Here is a 16,802-nt window from a genome sequence, read left to right as displayed (position 1 = left end):
AACTGCTCTTTCCGGTTCGCGACTATCGGGTCGTGGTCGCGAATCTCCGCCCGACGGAGTTCCTCGAACGCAGACTCGATGATGCCGGGGCGTGGAAGAGGTGGTGGTGGAGAAGGCGTGAGCTGAGGGTGTCCTGCTGGCCGCCGCGCGGACATCTAGTATGTCAGGACGTTGTGGGTCTGTTTGTTGTGGAGGTGTTGGGTGACTTCTGTGCGTCCTGATACTGCTGCTGCTCTGTTTGCTGAGGTTGCGGGGGCTCAGGGGGAGTCGCGGTTGCCTTCGGTCAATGCGGGGGTGGTTCGGGACGGGGAGTTGGTGTGGACGGGGGTCCGGGGGCGGTTCGCGACGGCGGACGGTGGGCTGCCCGGAGTGGATGTGCAGTATCGGGTCGGGTCGATCACCAAGACGTTGACGGCGATCCTGGTGATGCAGTGCCGTGATGACGGGCTGCTGTCACTGAACGATGCTGTGGGCAAGCATCTGCCGGGGATCGCGTTCGGGGACCGGACGATCCGGCACCTGCTCGCCCACGGCGGCGGGATGAACGCTGAGCCTGAAGGCCCTTGGTGGGAGCGGAATCCGGGCGTCACCTTCGACGAGTTGACCGCCGCGATGGACGACTCGCACGCGGTCGGCCCCGCGGATCGGCGGCACCACTACTCCAACCTCGGGTACGGCCTGCTCGGCGAGATCGTCGCCCGGCTGCGCGGATCGTCGTGGCTGGAGCTGGCGCAGAGGCGGATCCTCGATCCGCTCGAGATGCGGCGTACGACGTACTTCCCGTCAGGCCCTTCTGCTGAGGGGTTCTCGGTGCACCCGTTCAGCGGCCAGCTCGTGCCGGAGCCGTCGTACGACTCCGGTGCGATGGCGCCGGCCGGGCAGTTGTGGAGCACGATCGAGGACCTGGCCCGGTACGCGACGTTCTGGATCGATCCGGTGCACGAGGTGCTGAGCCGGGAGACGGTCGAGGAGATGGCGGCGCCGGTGGCCTCGGATCCGCGCGAGGGGCTGACCGCGTCGTACGGCCTCGGGCTCCGGCTGATCGCGGACGACCCGCACCTCCTGATCGGCCACACCGGTTCGATGCCCGGTTTCCTCGCGGGCCTGTTCGTCGACCGGGTACGCCGCGTCGGCGCCGTCACCCTCGGCAACGCGACGTACGGTCGGGTCGCCTCTCTGGCCCCTGACCTGATCCGCACACTGACGGCCTACGAGCCGCCCGTCACCCAGGAGTGGGTCCCCGAGCCGACGCTTGCCCAAGGCACCGACCTGCTCGGCCACTGGTACTGGGGCAACACGCCGCTGACGATCTCCGTCTCAGCCGGCATCCTCCAACTCACCGGCGGCCTCACCACCCGCCTCTCCCCGCTCGCCCCCGACCTCTACCTGGGCCGAGACGGCTACCTGGCCGGCGAAAAACTCCACGTCATCCGCGACGCCGACACCATCACCCACCTCAACATCGCCACATTCATCCTCACCAGAGCACCGTACGGTCGCTAGGCTGTAGGTGACTGCATGGAGTAGATCAGGGGTAGATCGCCCGGCTGCTTACCGGGAGGGCGCAGGTTCGAGTCCTGCCTCCATGTCTCTGTATGACCGGGCATGGAAACGGGGGGGCCTATGTCGGACGAAGCACGGGCGACGGCCTCGGCCGGCTACGCGATGGGTCGGCTGGAGCGGGCCCTCGAGCGTGCGCTGACCGCCGACGACCTCGCGGTACGGCGACGTGCGGCCGCCCGGGTCGACACGTGGCGCAACGTGCTGGACGGCATGGCCTCGGGGCGACTCGCGATCGGATCGCGGACCCCGGTCGCGGACACGCCCGCCTGGGTGACGCTCGAGGTGGCGCACGGCGGGTTCGCGACCGGGCGGTATCTGGCGGAGGCGCCGCTGCGCGAGGACGAGCTCGCACGACTGCCCGAGGACGCTCCGGGGGAGACCGACCGGGAGCGGCTCAACCTGTGGTTCCTCGGCGACGACGGGCTCGCTGAGCTCGGCCAGGCTCTACGGACCGGCAACTACCGGATCGACGTCCCGGAAGAGTCGGCGCTGCTGGTCGTCGCCTGGCTGCTCGAGCACGAGCAGTACGCCGCGGCGCTCGACCTCACGTCGGAGCTGCGTCCGCTGATGCACCGGCTCCGGTTCACGCCGACGTTCAGCCCGTCGTCGGCTCCGTCCGGTGCGGTGGTGCGGCTGCAGCCGGTCGGTGAGGTTCGCAGTACGTTGCGGCAGGCAACGGTGCGGCCCCGGATCGCCGCCATGCTGGAGACTCTGCGGGTCTGGAACCCGCTCTACGACCGTCTGGTGGCGCTGTGGTGCGACACGGTCGACGACGAGCTGCCTGAGCTGACCGCCGACGGCGCGGTTGCCGGTGGGTGGCCTTGCCGGGTCTGGCCGGACGACTGGGTGGAGCGGCGTCAGCAATGGCTGGACGAGTTCCGCGCCGCCGCTGAGGTCCATCAGTTGTCCCAGCGGCAGCCGAAGAGCAACTTTGCCCGGCTGCAGGCGGCGCTCGAGCGGTGTCCGTCAGACAGTTCGGCGCTGAGCGGTCGCGAGGTCGGCTGGATCCGCCGTGCGCTGGCCAACACGATCCAGGCGCACGGTGCGCCCGGTTCGGAGGTCCGCGCGGCGCTGCGGACGACGCAGAGTGTGGTCGCCGCGCAGCCGACGTACGCGACCCTGGCGCACGTGTTGAGCTGCCGCATGGACCGTTTCCCGGACGACGGCGGGCTGCCGACGCTCGACGCGATCGCGGGCGAGGTGACCGGTGAGGAGGTTCCGGCGGCGGCCGGCTCGGAGATGCCGTCCCACCTGCTCGCGAAGGCGGCGCGCGCGCTCGAGGCGCCGATCGGCGAGCTGGTCGATCGCGGCGTCATCAGCTCGGGCGAGGTCCTCGCCCGGGTACTGCCGCAGATCACGTCCCAGTTGCTCGCCGCGAATATCGAGGACCCGTCGCTGGCCGGCGTTTACGCCCAGACCTACGCGGCCTTTCGTCGTCGGCGGAGCCTGCTGCTGCTCAACCTCGAGCACCAGGTGCGCTTCGACGAGCTTCCGTGGACCTCTGCGGTGACGCCGTACCGCGATCAGCGCGCGCAGGCGACGCGGGCCGCGGCCCAGTCGCTGCGCGAGACGACGATGTTGGCTCTGACTGCGTTCCCGCAGACGATCCTGCCGAATCCGCTCGTACGGGAGCTCGGCGCGCTGGCCTCGCAGGCAGACCTGAAGGTGCCTCTGGTCGAGGAGGTCGCGGCTGACATCTTCATGGGGACGTTCACCCAGAAGTGGCGTGCTGCGGCTGCCGTGACGAGTCGAGTGCTGTCAGGGACGCTGTACGCGCAGTACTACGCCCTGCCTGCCGCGTGGCCTGCTCTGGAGCAGCGCCGGTACCTGCGATGGGGCAAGGCGACCGCGGACGACTTCGCGGAGGTGTGCGGCCGGCGCGCTCGTGAGGCACGGAGCGCGCAGAGCAGCGGCGGATCCGTCGCTCAGAACGGCACCGTGCTGGAGCAGAGCCAGATCCTGACCACCCACAACCTGGCTGTCCTGGTCGACGCGCTACAGCTGACGGACTGGCTGCGGGAGGTCGCGCCCGACCTGTCCGATCGTGCGTTCGCCTGGGCGGTGCAACGCCAGACTCAGCCGCCGCCGACCTGGATCAGTGAGCTGCAGGGGATCAAGAACACGGCGTACGCGTGGCGGCAGGCGATCTTCTACCTGAGCTTCTGCGACGAGGCCGCACAAGGCGAGGTGCTGGAGAAGCTGGGGGAGCGGTCCGGCGTACTGGGACCGCGGTTCGCGCCGGCTGTTGCGGGTCTGCGGCACCTGGCTGCTGGGGACCGCTTCAACGCGGAGGGCCGGACGGCTCGCGGTGGCCGTCGGCTGCTCGGCTGGAGCGCCGGGCCGCATTGGCTGGCACGCCCGGCCCCGTGAGGATGTTCACGTCTTGGGTGGTTGAGTTGACACGGTCGGTGAGGCGGGCAAAAGTTAGGCCTGCCTTAGTAAGGGTTGCCTTACTCGACAACTTCCCGGGAGATCTGGATGTCGCAGCCCGCGCGTCTGACCGCGCTGCCAACACCCGTCCGCGATCCGTTCACCGGCCGGTGGCCGCTGGCCTCGACGGTAGCGGATCGGGAGCGTGGACCGTTGCCGCACGGCTCGCCGGGAGTGGTATTGCGGCGCGCTGCCGAGGTGCTGGGTGAGCCGCGCGTCCCGTCGACCGGGGTGGGGGAGTCGGCGGCGCTCGACCTGATCGCGGGCCTGCTCGACCAGAACGGCATCGACCTGAGCCACCCGCACGCGGCGGCCCACCTGCAGCCGCCGGTGCTCCAGGTCGCGGTCGACGCGGATGCGCTGGCGTCGGCGTCGAACGCCTCGATGGACACGTACGACTCCGGCCCGGCGACGCTCGCGATCGAGCAGTGGGTCGTGAAGGCGCTGGCCGGCCTGGCCGGATTCGGTCCGGAGGCGGACGGCGTACTGACGCCGGGCGGCTCGATCTCGAACCTGCTCGCGGTGCTGATCGCCCGTGACAGCGCGGCCGCCGCCACGGGAGTCGACGTACGGCGGAACGGTCTGCATGGCCTCGACCGGCCGGTCGTGTTCTGCTCCGAGCTGGCCCACTTCTCCGTCCAGCGAGCCTGCGCCGCCCTCGGGCTCGGTGAGTCGGCCGCGATCACGATTCCGTCCGACGACAACTTCCGGATGCGGACCGACGTACTGCGCGACGAGCTCGCCAAGCCCGGTCGTACGCCGGTCGCCGTGGTCGCGACGGCCGGTACGACGGACTTCGGATCGATCGACCCGATCGCGGACATCGCCGCGTTGGCCCGTGCACACGGGGTCTGGATGCACGTGGATGCGGCGTACGGGTTCGGCGCGCTGTTCTCCGAGCGACTCGCTCCGCTGCTCGCCGGGCTGCCGTTGGCGGACTCGGTGACGCTCGACCTGCACAAGATCGGCTGGCAACCGGCCGCGACCAGCGTGCTGCTGGTGGCCGACCGGACCCGGTTCTCCGCGTTCGACCGGTCGGTGGACTACCTGAACCCGGCCGACGACATCGACTCCGGGCTGGACGGCCTGCTCGGGCGCAGCCTGCAGACCACCCGCCGTCCGGATGCGGTCAAGGTTGCCACCACGCTGACGGCATACGGGCGCTCCGGACTGGGCACAATGCTCGACACCTGCCACGAGCTCGCGCATGCCGCCGCGGCCCGGGTCGTTGCCGACAGCAACCTTGAGTTGCTGGCGCCGGTGACCCTGACCACGGTGTTGTTCCGGGTCGCCGGGCAGGGCCTGGAGGCAGCCACCGTGGACGCCCTCCAGGGCGAGGTCCGGCGCCGGTTGCTGACGTCCGGACGGGTGCTGATCGGCCGGACCAAGCTCCCGGCCCGCGGCGGCCGACCGGCAGCGGTCGCGTTGAAGTTGACGCTGCTGAACCCGAACGCCACCGCGACGGACATCGAGGACCTGCTCGACCAGGTCGTGGCCACCCGGCTCGACGTTCTGACCGGTGAAGGAGCGGCGTGAGCATTGCTGTTGCAGCGCACTTGAACGCGATCCTGAGGTGCTACACCCGCGAGTCGTCCGTACCAGTTGCGCTCGGGCCGCTGACGTTGTCCGTGGGTGGGGCGACGATCACCGCGCGGGTGGCACATGCGTCGCGGACAGGTTTGCACCAGTTCACCGACGTGCTGGTGGACGGCGTACCGGCTGTGCCCGAGGACCTGGTGCGGCTGTTGTCCGTGGACGCCGACCCGGCGGAGATCGATGACCTGGCGGCGCGTACGGCGGAATCGGTCCGCAACGTCGCACGGTTTGTGGACGAGGCTGATGGAGAGCGTGGACCTGGGCGCTTCCTGGAGTTCGAGCAGGCGTTGCTGTTCGGGCATCTGAATCACCCGGCGCCGAAGAGCCGGGACGGACTGAGCGGCGCGGAGCTGACGGCGTACTCGCCGGAGCTCGGTGGCCGTTTCGCAGTGCACTGGTTCGAAGCCGATGCCGAGCTGGTGTCGTCGGACCAGGTGGCCGGCGCGCCCTCGCTGCAGGGACTGGACGCTGTGCAGCTGATGGGTGCGCTGGCTGGTATCACCCCGTCGTCTGGTCGGGTGCTGATCCCGGCTCATCCGTGGCAGGCCGCGTCTGTGCTCTCGCGACCGCGGGTCGCCTCGTTGATCGCGTCGGGGCGCGTCAAGGCGCTGGGGCCGCAGGGCGCGCAGTGGTATCCGACGTCTTCGCTGCGGACCGTCTTCCACCCGGACCTACCGGTGATGCTCAAGCTGTCGCTCGGTCTGCGGATCACCAACTCGCGGCGCGAGTCGACGCCGACCGAGCTGCGGCGTGGGCTGGAGATCAATCGGCTGCTCGACGCGGCGTACAACGCGGGTACGGCGACCGCGCATCCGCGGTTCAGCATCGTCAGGGACCCGGCCTGGGTCGCTCTTGACGAAGGCGGGCCGACACTGACCGGTCTTGACGTTGCTGTGCGAGAGGTGCCGGCAGACGTCAACAGCTATGCGTGTCTGGCGGGTCTCGTCGCGCCGCGTCCCGGCGGCATCAGTCGGCTGAGTGTGTACGCCGCGGAGGACCCGGCCGGCTGGGTGGCGGAGTACATCGACAACGTGCTGGTTCCGATGCTGCACCTGTACGCCGAGACGGGCATCGGGCTGGAGGCGCATCAGCAGAACACTCTGGTGCGGCTGGACGGGGCCGGGCGGATCAGGGGCGGTGCGTATCGCGACAACCAGGGGTACTACCTCGCGTCGTCGTACCTGCGTGGTCTGTTGGCGGTGACCGGACTGCGTGACTCGACACTGGCGGTAGTTGACGATCCGATTGTCGACGATCGACTGACCTACTACCTGCTGCACAACCAGGCGCTGGCTGTCGTGGGGTGCCTGGCGGCCGATGGGATCGCGGACGAGGCTGAGCAACTCGGTGTCGTGCGGGATCGGCTGACCCACGCACTGCCGTTGCTGAAGGCTGCCGGACCCTCTGGGGATCGGCTGGCGCGGCGATGGCTCGAGGCGGACACGCTGCCGTGCAAGGCGAACATGATGACCCGGCTACGCGGTATCGACGAAGTGGTCGCCCCGCTGGACGCACAGTCGGTTTATCTCGACGTACCGAACCCGTTGCGGCTCCGGTGAGGTGCGACATCCGGCCGATGCTCCACCTGGACAACGGCTTCGACCTACGACCGGCCGACCCCTCCGACGCTCCCCGGATCGCACTGTGGATGGCACAGCCGCACATCCAGCGGTGGTGGCACCAGGACTGGTCCGTCGAGCGCTGGGCCCAGGAGATCACTCGACAGGCCTCGGGGGAGCACTCGATCCCGTGTGTCGCGTCCGCCGACGCGGAGGAGTTCGGGTACGTCGAGCTGTACCGCGTGCGGCACGACCACCTGGCGGAGTACTACGTGAGTGACGAGCACGACTGGGGCGTCCACCTCGCCATCGGCGACGTCACCCGAATCGGTCGCGGGCTCGGGCGTGGACTGATCCGAGCGATTGCCGACGCGTTGCTGCGTGCCGATCCAGCGTGTGGGCGAGTCGTGGCCGAGCCCGACGTACAGAACACGCCGTCCGTACGCGCGTTCGTCGCGGCGGGATTCGTTCAGCAGGGGGAGCTACAGCTGCCCGACAAGACCGCAGCACTGATGGTCCGCAGCCGGGCCGTATCTGGAGGCATGACATGTACGACGTGATCGCGATCGGCTGTGGGCCGTTCAATCTCGGACTCGCCGCACTGGCCTCCGAGGTGGACGACCTCGACGTTGCGGTGCTGGACAGCAGGCCGGAGTTCACCTGGCACCGCGGGCTGATGTTCGAGGACGCGATGCTGCAGGTGTCGTTCCTGGCTGACCTGGTGTCGTTGGTCGAGCCGGCGCACCACCTGTCGTTTCTGTCGTTCCTTCGTGCGACTGACCGGCTCTACCAGTTCTACGTACGGGAGAAGTTCCACCCGACGCGGCGCGAGTACGAGACGTACCTGCGGTGGTGTGCAGCGCAGCTGGACTCACTGCACTTCGGTCACCACGTGCGCGACGTGGTCTGGGACGGGGCGGCGTTCTCGTTGACCGTCGAGCGCGGGGAGTCTGTGGAGCACTTCGAGGCTCGGCATCTGGTGGTCGGGGTCGGCACTGAGCCGTTTGTGCCGGCGGCTTTGTCCGGGCTGCCTTCGGAGCGCTTCCTGCACTCAGGGGACTACCTCTTCCGTCGCCCAGATCTTCTGGCGTTCGGCCACGTGACCGTTGTCGGCTCGGGGCAGTCCGGCGCTGAGTGCTTCTTGGACCTGCTGCGCGCCGACGGTCCGGCAGTGTCGTGGCTGACTCGTACCGGGGCGTTCACGCCGCTGGACTACTCGAAGCTCGTGCTGGAGATGACCACGCCGTCGTACGTGGACTACTTCCACGCACTGGACGAGCCTGTGCGCGACAAGCTGGTGAAAGACCAGTGGAGGCACTACAAGGGCATCTCGTCGGAGACTCTGGAGGACATCCATGACGTCCTCTACGCGCGAGACCTGAGTGCTGCGCCCGCCGAGCTGCAGGTCGGCGTCGGCGTTGTAGCCGCGGTTGCTCGCGCGGACGGTCTAGAGCTGACCATGCTGCACGCCGACAGCGGCAAGACCTTCCAGCACACCACCGGCGCAGTCGTAGCCGCCACTGGCTACCGCAACCGGCCTCTGCCGTTCATGGAGTCCCTACAGCCCCAGATCCAGCACGACGCCGCCGGACGCTGGATCATCAACCGAGACCACAGCGTCTCATCGTCCGACGCTCTGTCTGGCCGCCTCTTCGTCGCCAATGCCGACCTGCACTCGCACGGTGTCGCAGCCCCCGACTTGGGCATCGGCGCCATCCGCAACGCCACCATCCTCAACAGCGTGGCCGGCCGTGAGGTCTTCCGCCTACCGAAGTCGACCGCCTTCACCACGTTCGCGATCCCCGGATGAACGACCTCTGGACCCACTGCTCCTCGGAACTGCTGGCCAAACTACTCTCCCAGTTCTCCACCGAAGGCCTACTCGAACCCGTCGCCTCCGCATCAGACGACTACAGACTCGACTTCGGCTCGATCTCGTACACGTTCGCCGCGACCCGCGGCGGCTTCGGGAGTTGGCGCGTCGACCCCGCCACCATCCGCCGTACCACCGCCGGGATCCTCGGCAACGACGAGAGCGAAGTCGCCACCGACCCGATCCAGTTCTTCGTCGAGGCTTCCGACGTACTGGGCTTGGACGGCTCAACCATCGCCGGCTACGTCGCCGAACTCACCAGCACGCTGGCAGCCGACGTACGCATGGCATCCACCGCACTGCCGCCTGCTGAACTGCTCGACCTCCCGCACACGCATCTCGAAGGCCACCTGACCGGCCACCCGCTCCTGGTAGCCAACAACGGCCGCCTGGGCTTCTCCGCTGCCGACAGCGAGCGCTACGCCCCTGAAGCCCGCACGCCGATCCGCTTGGTGTGGCTCGCCGTACGCCGAGGTCTGGCCGAGTTCCGCGGTACGCCGGACCTCTCGGAACACGCCGTCATCGCCCGCGAACTGGACTCGGCGGCGGTGGAAGCATTCCGAGGGCGCTTGGACGACCCCGACGCCTACGTCTGGCTCCCATGCCACCCCTGGCAACTCGACCACGTGATCCGCACGCAATGGGCCCGCGAACTAGCCACCGGCGAAATCGTCGTACTCGGGGAGGGCCCCGACGACTACCTCCCCACCCAGTCGATCCGCACCATGGTCAACATCTCCAACCCGACGCGCTACCAGGTAAAGCTCCCCCTGAAGATCCTCAACACCAGCGTCTACCGAGGCATCCCCGAGCACTGCACCCTGGCCGCCCCCATGCTCACCCAGTGGCTCCGCGGCCTCTGGTCCCGCGACGACGTCTTCCAACAGTTGGGCACCGAACTCCTGGGCGAAGTCGCCTCCGTCACCGTCCCTCACCCAGAGCTCTCAACCCACGCCGGCATCCCGTATCAATGGACCGAAACCCTCGGCGTCATCTGGCGAGACCCCGTCGACCCCCGCCTCCACGACGCCGAAACCGTCTGGCCCCTGGCCGCCGTCTTACATCCCGGACTCGCAGAAGAACTAATCTCCCGCTCCGGAACCGACCCCCAGACCTGGCTCACCCACCTCCTCTCTACCCTCCTCCGCCCCCTGCTCCACCTCCTCCACCACTACGGCATAACCGTCAACCCCCACGGTGAAAACCTCGCCGTCATCTGCTCGCCCGCCGGTGTCCCCGCCCGCCTGGTGATCAAGGACCTGGTCGACGACATCAACGTCTCCACCACCCCAATAGTTGCCCGAGGCATCGAACCCGACTCCCATGCCCGAGTACTCCCACGCAAACCCTGGCCCATCCTCCGCCAGTACGTCGTAGACGCCCTCCTCCTCGGCGTCCTCAACCCCCTGTCCGCCAAATCCCTAATCCCAGAAGACATCTTCTGGGGTATCGCTCTAGCCGAGGTACACCGCTACACCCAGAACCACCCCGAATACACCGACCGTCTAACGGCCACCGCCCTGACTGCAAAAACCTTCTCCCGCTACCCCCTCAACGGCTACCGCCTGACCCTCGGCTACACCGACCTGGACACCCGCCCACCCATCCCGACAACCGGCACCATCCCCAACCCCTTGCACACAGCAACCCCAATCCCCTTGCAATATTGACCTTGCGCACGGAATCCAGCAGCGCTCACAATGCCGAGTGAGTGGTTCGAAGCATGGGATTGGGGGGGGCACCACCATGTCAAACTCTGCCTTGGCAGTGCTGCCGTCTTCACAGCCCGACACCTGGTTCTCTGCGCGCCTTCGTCGTCGGCTCTACGCATACCGGGCCGCCCTCTCCGAAGAGTGGTCCGAATCCACGATTCACCCCGACTTCGTGCAGGGCCCAGGGCTACCTGCCTCGACGGGCCAGTGCGGCGTCAGCTCGGCGTGGCTGCTGCACGAACTGCCTCTGCTGTTGCGCGCACGGTCGCGGTACTGCGTCGGGGACATCCTGGTCGGCAATCAAACGCTGCAGTTCCACTGCTGGATCGAGATCGGCCACCCGGCCTGCCCGGACCGCTGGGTCATCGACCTGACCTGCGACCAGTACGAGCTCCTCGCCGACAGAGCCTTCGTCTGTGACCGCCACAGCACGCTCGCCGCCCTCGCAATCGAATACAAGGCCCTCGTCCACCTCTCCGCCCGGGAACTCAAACACGACCCGGTCTGGTGCCGCACCCAGGTCCTCGCCACCGGCATGTCCAGGTGGTTCAGCCAGGCCAGTTGACTCCGGCCATCAAGGCGGCAGATACACGACGCCCGCCCCGGGAACCCCGGGGCGGGCATCGTCGTTTACTGCCGTAGAAGTGATGATGCCCGTCCGAGAGGATCTCGGACGGGCATCAAGTTGGCCGGCTGGTGGATCAGTGGGCCAGTGCGGTGGCGATGTTGTAGACACCGAAGAAGAAGACAAGCACTGCGCCTACCAGAATCAGAGTCAGCAGCTGCTTCCACAGCGACGTGACCAGAACCGCGCCGGCGAGAGCTACCAGGGTTGCGACGATTTGTGTGGGAGGCATGATGATTTCCTCTCTACTTCGGTTCACTTCCTTTGTCTTTCACCGGCTATGGGGTTAGATTTGGCCGGTGCCCCGCTCGTGTTTCTGTCTATTCCAGTAGAAGCTCCGTCAAAAGGGTGTCAATCTGGAATATTGGAAGCGATTGGGTTGCCAAGTTGTGAAATAGGTTGCCTCTTAGGCCGGGCCGGGCGGCCGTCCTGGCGGACGGGCGTTCCACTTGGGACGCCCGGTTGCCAATTGGCAGCCAGATGGCGAGTTGTGGCGACACGCCGGAAGGATCGTTAGCCAAAGTTTGTGAGGCGCAGGTTTGAGGCGCTAGCTTGTCGGCAGGCTCGAGCGCCGCTATCGCACGGGCTTGCCAAACTGGCGTCCCATGCCGCGAGCAGTACCGCGGCAGCAGCGTCGGTTGAGTATCTGATGAATGGGCGGCGTGTGTGACTGGCGATGTGATGGAGTGTCCAAGTGTTGCGGTGACGGAGTCCCGTCCTGGCAGCACCGAGGCATGGACGGCAGCTGTTCGGGAGCGGTCGATGGAGGGTGCTCCAGCCTCCGTGACGGATGATTCCCGCTGTCGAGAGGTCAGCGCGACCCGCTTGGAGGATCAGCTGACCTTGCTGGAGGTCGAAGGCGACCTGCCCTCGGCGAATGGTCGCATCCCGTTGGAGGCCTGCCGGACACATCGGCAGGATTTCTTGGACCTGGTAGACCGAGTCTCGAAGCGGGCAGGCGAAGTTGCTGACGACTTCGACTCCCGCGCGCTGATTGTCCGCACACTCTTGCACCTGCCACGGGTGGCAGGCTCCGCAGGCGTGCTGACCCGACGCCAGGTGGATGCGGAGCTACGGCGAAGCGCCCGGCAGTTGTTGAAGGATCAGGAAAATGTTCGGCACTGGGTGCCCACTGAGGACCTCGAACTCGACGAGGTGACGTTCGTTGCCGGTGAGAAATCGGCGTCGGCGGAGATCTTCGACCGCCTGCACTACCTGCGAAATTCCCGAGCCGGCGCGGTCAATTACGCCCTGGTCGACAGCGCAGGACGGCCGGTCACACTCTGCAGTGTGTCGCCCTTGGAGTGGATGCGCGTAGGTAAGCAGATCACCAAGCAGTTCGATGTGCCGATGGAAGCTGTGCGGGATATTTCCCGGGTCTACTCGTTCAATTCGGCGCCGCCGAACGCGATCTCCTACCTGTTGTCGCGGGTGCGTAATCACATTCGGAAGACGTCGCCTGAGGTGCAGCTTCTGTCGACGGCAGTGGATCCCAATCTGGGATTTACCGGCACGAGTTACCTGGCGGCCAACTGGCATCGTTGGATGACGATCAAGGCCAGGCCGTACATGTACTTCGACGGAGGCTATGTCACTCCGCGCCAGTTACGCACACGATTCGGCACGACGAACGTGGCGCTACTGCAGAGCACCTATCGCAGGCGTTTCGAGGTCAGCTCGGTCAACCTGATGGACTCCATGATCTTCTTCAACCGCATCAAGGGTTCGACCGAGTACGTATCGCCGGATCGGCAGCGAAGGCTGTATCGCTGAGGGATCAAGGACGACCCGCTGTCTTGGCCGGCTGGGGGGACACCGCGAAGCGGGAGCGACCCAAGAGCGCTTCGACCCGCTGACGGGTAGGCATCGAGTTCGAGAGCGGGAAGTCTGCGGTTGCGCAGGCCATTGCGGCGGTGGCCCACAAGGCTTGTTCTTCGGTGAAGGCGCGATCGTGGTCGATCAGTTGGGCTGCCAGGGCCGCGCAGAACGCGTCGCGTGCCGCGGACGACTCTTTGTAGATCGACGGGAAGCTGGGAACTGTGAAGGTCTCCAGCTTGGTGCTGGAATAGATCGTGCATCCGCCGCTCGAGGGCACGCACAGAGTTTCCACTCCGTAGGCAAGCAGGTGGCGCGCCACCGGGTCTGGATCGAAGTACGCCTGACCCGGTGGCGCGAAGCGTCCTAGTTCCCAGGCGTGCGCCACCATGTAGTCGATTTGTGCCAGTGATTGCGCGGAGATCCCGTCATCGGCATACGGCTGGCCCGGTGTGACGATCACCAGTGGACGGTGCTGGCCGGCCGTGTGCGCCAGCGCAAGCGTCCGCTGCATCGTCTCGACAGGAATCTCGAAGGTCACCAGGACCGCATCGCAGTCGACCAGCTTGTGCGAGACGTCCTCGATGTCGCTGGTGCCGAGATGGACTTCCATCTGATTGCGCCAATTGACGGCGACGCTGTCTCCGAGCTCTTTTTCGATGATGCCGGTGAAAGGTGTCCGCGCCCGCGGAATGAGCTTCAGCAGAGATGTATTGACGCCCTCGTCATGGAGGTAGTTGATGATCTCGTGACCGAATCGATCGTCGGCGATCGCGGCGATCAGCGAGACGTCGAGTCCCAATCGAGCCGCCGCGACGGCCTGCGACAAGCCTTTGCCGCCGGGCGAGAGATCGAAGCTGTAGGCCTCGGAGGAGGTTTCGTTCTGCGGTAGGTCTTTCGTGCGGAACGTCGCATCCATGACCGCGCCACCGACGACGATGATCCGGCCCTTCGGCCGGCTGTTGGTCTGTGATGGTGCGCCGGCTTCAGGTTTGACGAAGTTCCTCACTCCGACCGAGCTGACTTCCCATCGGATCAACTGGCGGGCGAGTTCGCGTAGTACGTCGTGCTCCGTCGTACCACGAAGCGTTCGGTCGCTTGGCGGCGTGTCGGCGTCCAGGCCGAGGGCCGCGTGCAGTTGCGGCCAGTTGGAGAGAAGGGCAGCCCGCCGCACTCCGAGGGAATCGGCCGCCAGGGCTTTGACAACCTTTGCGTGGATGCCGGAACGCGCGTACTGGTCGACGAACAGGCCAAGGGCGAGCGTCGCGTCTGCGACGATCCGATGAGTCCCGTCGATCGTTTCGAGGACGCATTGCTTCACCACGCCCACGGCTGCGTCGGCCAGTTCGACCCGGTGAACGCTGGCAAATCGCTGGGTGGCGTGGAGCTCGAGCAGAGGCCCTGCCTGCCCTCTGTCGTCTCCCATCTTGACGAGCGAAAGGCCGTCACGGGCCCGCAGTTTTTCAAGCGCATGAGTCAGCACCAGCGCGCTGGGCGGTTCCCATCCCCGGCTCAGCTCAGCCACTCGTCTCCGTCCCCGATCCATCACTTGAGGTCATTATGCGCTAATGCAAATAGGCAAGGAAGGTACGTTAGCCATGTCTGCCTGGCGGCGAAAGCATGCGCAGTCCGCAGGCGCGGTCCGCAGTCAGCCTGCCTCGCTCGAGCTCCCAGCTTCTCCGAAGCGCGATGACATCACGGACCAATGACTTGGCCTCGGATGGCGAGTAGAGCTCCCCAGACATTGTTCCCCCGGCGACGCGCGTTCGTCTGAGATTTCAGTATCCGCCAATTGGCGACGCTGTGACCGATCGCCGAGTGTCGTGCAGTGGGACGAGTACTTGATTTCAGCGGAGGGAGGCTATCCAGCGGGTGGCTTGTTTGGCTTGGGTTAGGCGGCGTTCGTAGGTGGCGCCTACCAGGAGGAGGAGTAGGCCGGCGGTGGCGAGGGTGATCCAGCGGGGGATTTGGGGGGCCAGGTCCAGGAATTGCCAGATGGCGGTTTTGGCTAGGACCGCGGCGCCGATGAGGAAGGGGGCTTGGAGGGAGTGGCGGGTGGCGATCAGGACGATGGCGAGGGCGGCGGCTACTACGAGGGTTGTGCGGAGCCAGTTGTCGGCTGGGACGAGGGTGGAAGGGAGTAGGCCGATGAGGAGGCAGGGGGCTAGGGAGATCCAGGTGGACTGGTTGCGGTAGGCAAGGAATCCGGCGGCTAGGAGGACGAGGGCGGGTGGGACGGTGTACCACTCGAGGGTGGTGGTGTCGGCGCCGAGCATGAAGGCGGTGTTGGCGATGATCAGGAAGAGGGCGGCCAGGAGGAGGGCGGGGCGGCGGCGGGGGTTGATGCCGTAGGCAACTAGTGGGGCGGCGGTGATGGTGAGGACTACGGCGGTGGCGGTGGTGGGGGAGACGAGGGTGGCGGTGATCTCGGCCAGGGCGGTGGCGCAGATGGTGGTGGGGATCAGGACTCGTTCCAGGGGACGGGCGATGTGGCGGCAGGCTATTGAGGTGCCGATGGCGCCTACCAGGGCGAGGGTGATGGTGACGGGCCAGAGGGTGATGTAGCCGTCGACGGCGAACAGGATGATGGCGAGCTGGGCGCTGAGGCTGGCTGCGGGGGCGGCGGCGATGGGGCTTACGACATTGCGGATGGCGGCCAGGACGGACAGTACGGCGAGGATTGCGGCGATGTAGCCGAGTTGGCGGATGTCGTTGAAGGCCGCGCAGAGTACGACGTCGACAGCGGCGAGCGTGATCGTTGTGATGTGCAGGACGAATGCACCACGGCGCGCTGGGCTGCGGGTCAGAAGGAGTGCTGTGAGGGCCAGGGTGGCAGCCAAGGCTGTGGTGAGCCAGCGGCTGGGGCCGGGGAGTTGGGGGAGGCAGGTGGCGAGGGTGAAGGCTCCTGATGCGGCGCAGATGGCTTCGCCCGCACCCGCTGGGAAGGATGCGGGGAGTGGGCGTTTGCGGAGGATTGCCAGGCCTGTGACTGCCGTGAGGCAGACGACGGCGGTGGTGGCGACTGTTTTGTGGAGGTCGGTGTGCGTCAACAGGCCGAGGAGCGTGTAGGTCAGGCCGGTGATGAGGATCGTGCAGAAGACGACGGCTGCGGTGACGGCGCCGGTGCGGCGGACGATGGGAGTTCCCTTGGTGGTCAGGGCGAGGGTCGCTACGACCTGGGCCAGGAGGGTGGCGAGGATGACCGGGAGGCTCGTGCGGTTGAGCAGGGTCAATGGGAGCGGTAGTTGGGCGGCGATGACTGTGATGACGCCGTACGTGGTGACCTTGGGGGCAAGGCGGGTCATCAGAAGCGTGAGTACGGCGAGCGTGGCGAAGACGATGGCGCTGTAGGTGGCGGCCCCGATGGGTGGGGTCAGGCCCAGCGCGCGGGCGCCGTACAGGTCGACGGTGAGGAGGCCGGTGCCGAGGATGGCTAGCGCTTCGGCGGTCCCGGTGAGGGTACGGCGGGATGCGGGGACGGAGCAGACGAGGGCGAGGGCGGCGAGGGTCGCGATGATGCCGGCCTGGGCAGGGACGGGAAGGCTGTCCCAGGTGACGGCGAGGAAGGTGACGCCGGCTGCGAGCAGGAGCAGTACGCCGAGCGTCAGGAGGGTGGCCTGGGGACTCAA

12 protein-coding genes and 1 tRNA gene are annotated in these 16,802 nt (G+C 66.9%); 10 read left to right on the top strand and 3 right to left on the bottom strand.

What is annotated here, in order from left to right; translation table 11 throughout:
- Positions 1-201 precede the first annotated feature (201 nt).
- The 9 genes from ACIA58_RS11780 (at position 202) to ACIA58_RS11740 (ending at position 11,298) form a co-directional block, all read left to right on the top strand.
- Positions 202-1,503, top strand: a complete 1,302-nt coding sequence (locus ACIA58_RS11780; protein WP_396403600.1) for a serine hydrolase domain-containing protein — start codon at positions 202-204, stop codon at positions 1,501-1,503.
- Between the two features lie 14 nt (positions 1,504-1,517).
- Positions 1,518-1,589: transfer RNA gene (locus ACIA58_RS11775), tRNA-Ser, on the top strand.
- Positions 1,590-1,623: 34 nt separating this feature from the next.
- The gene (locus tag ACIA58_RS11770; protein ID WP_396403599.1) at positions 1,624-3,933 is read left to right on the top strand and encodes a hypothetical protein; all 2,310 of its coding nucleotides are present in this window, start codon (positions 1,624-1,626) and stop codon (positions 3,931-3,933) included.
- A gap of 108 nt (positions 3,934-4,041) precedes the next feature.
- The gene (locus ACIA58_RS11765) at positions 4,042-5,529 is read left to right on the top strand and encodes a pyridoxal phosphate-dependent decarboxylase family protein (RefSeq protein WP_396403598.1); all 1,488 of its coding nucleotides are present in this window, start codon (positions 4,042-4,044) and stop codon (positions 5,527-5,529) included.
- Positions 5,526-7,148, top strand: coding sequence for an IucA/IucC family protein (locus ACIA58_RS11760; RefSeq protein ID WP_396403597.1), 1,623 nt, complete (start codon positions 5,526-5,528; stop codon positions 7,146-7,148). Before ACIA58_RS11765 ends, ACIA58_RS11760 begins: the two co-directional genes overlap by 4 nt.
- 17 nt (positions 7,149-7,165) lie before the next feature.
- Positions 7,166-7,708 (top strand): GNAT family N-acetyltransferase, encoded by a 543-nt coding sequence (locus ACIA58_RS11755; RefSeq protein ID WP_396403596.1) that lies wholly within the window; start codon positions 7,166-7,168, stop codon positions 7,706-7,708.
- The gene (locus ACIA58_RS11750) at positions 7,696-8,958 is read left to right on the top strand and encodes a lysine N(6)-hydroxylase/L-ornithine N(5)-oxygenase family protein (protein ID WP_396403595.1); all 1,263 of its coding nucleotides are present in this window, start codon (positions 7,696-7,698) and stop codon (positions 8,956-8,958) included. Before ACIA58_RS11755 ends, ACIA58_RS11750 begins: the two co-directional genes overlap by 13 nt.
- The gene (locus ACIA58_RS11745; protein ID WP_396403594.1) at positions 8,955-10,691 is read left to right on the top strand and encodes an IucA/IucC family protein; all 1,737 of its coding nucleotides are present in this window, start codon (positions 8,955-8,957) and stop codon (positions 10,689-10,691) included. Before ACIA58_RS11750 ends, ACIA58_RS11745 begins: the two co-directional genes overlap by 4 nt.
- Positions 10,692-10,767: 76 nt before the next feature.
- The gene (locus tag ACIA58_RS11740) at positions 10,768-11,298 is read left to right on the top strand and encodes a hypothetical protein (protein WP_396403593.1); all 531 of its coding nucleotides are present in this window, start codon (positions 10,768-10,770) and stop codon (positions 11,296-11,298) included.
- A gap of 136 nt (positions 11,299-11,434) precedes the next feature.
- Here the strand turns inward: ACIA58_RS11740 and ACIA58_RS11735 are convergent, their stop codons facing one another.
- Positions 11,435-11,590: a hypothetical protein gene (locus ACIA58_RS11735; protein ID WP_396403592.1), complete on the bottom strand. Its 156-nt coding sequence runs from the start codon at positions 11,588-11,590 to the stop codon at positions 11,435-11,437.
- A gap of 551 nt (positions 11,591-12,141) precedes the next feature.
- Between ACIA58_RS11735 and ACIA58_RS11730 the strand changes: the two genes are divergently transcribed.
- Positions 12,142-13,131 carry a hypothetical protein gene (locus ACIA58_RS11730; protein WP_396403591.1) on the top strand — a complete coding sequence of 330 codons (990 nt, stop codon included), beginning with the start codon at positions 12,142-12,144 and terminating at the stop codon, positions 13,129-13,131.
- Between the two features lie 4 nt (positions 13,132-13,135).
- Here the strand turns inward: ACIA58_RS11730 and ACIA58_RS11725 are convergent, their stop codons facing one another.
- Together ACIA58_RS11725 and ACIA58_RS11720 are read right to left on the bottom strand one after the other, a co-directional pair.
- Positions 13,136-14,698, bottom strand: coding sequence for a PfkB family carbohydrate kinase (locus ACIA58_RS11725; RefSeq protein WP_396403590.1), 1,563 nt, complete (start codon positions 14,696-14,698; stop codon positions 13,136-13,138).
- Positions 14,699-15,020: 322 nt separating this feature from the next.
- Positions 15,021-16,802, bottom strand: a complete 1,782-nt coding sequence (locus tag ACIA58_RS11720; protein WP_396403589.1) for an SCO7613 C-terminal domain-containing membrane protein — start codon at positions 16,800-16,802, stop codon at positions 15,021-15,023.

It is taken from the genome of Kribbella sp. NPDC051586 (genome assembly GCF_044453965.1).
Taxonomy (GTDB): Bacteria; Actinomycetota; Actinomycetes; order Propionibacteriales; family Kribbellaceae; genus Kribbella.
This window is presented reverse-complemented; position numbering and strand designations above follow the sequence as displayed.

Excerpts from the sequence above, each read along its gene's own strand:
- ACIA58_RS11770 (WP_396403599.1), top strand. The coding sequence starts at position 1,624 with ATGTCGGACGAAGCACGGGCGACGGCCTCGGCCGGCTACGCGATGGGT.
- ACIA58_RS11765 (WP_396403598.1), top strand. The coding sequence starts at position 4,042 with ATGTCGCAGCCCGCGCGTCTGACCGCGCTGCCAACACCCGTCCGCGAT.
- ACIA58_RS11755 (WP_396403596.1), top strand. The coding sequence starts at position 7,166 with ATGCTCCACCTGGACAACGGCTTCGACCTACGACCGGCCGACCCCTCC.
- ACIA58_RS11750 (WP_396403595.1), top strand. The coding sequence starts at position 7,696 with ATGTACGACGTGATCGCGATCGGCTGTGGGCCGTTCAATCTCGGACTC.
- ACIA58_RS11745 (WP_396403594.1), top strand. The coding sequence starts at position 8,955 with ATGAACGACCTCTGGACCCACTGCTCCTCGGAACTGCTGGCCAAACTA.
- ACIA58_RS11740 (WP_396403593.1), top strand. The coding sequence starts at position 10,768 with ATGTCAAACTCTGCCTTGGCAGTGCTGCCGTCTTCACAGCCCGACACC.
- ACIA58_RS11735 (WP_396403592.1), bottom strand. The coding sequence starts at position 11,590 with ATGCCTCCCACACAAATCGTCGCAACCCTGGTAGCTCTCGCCGGCGCG.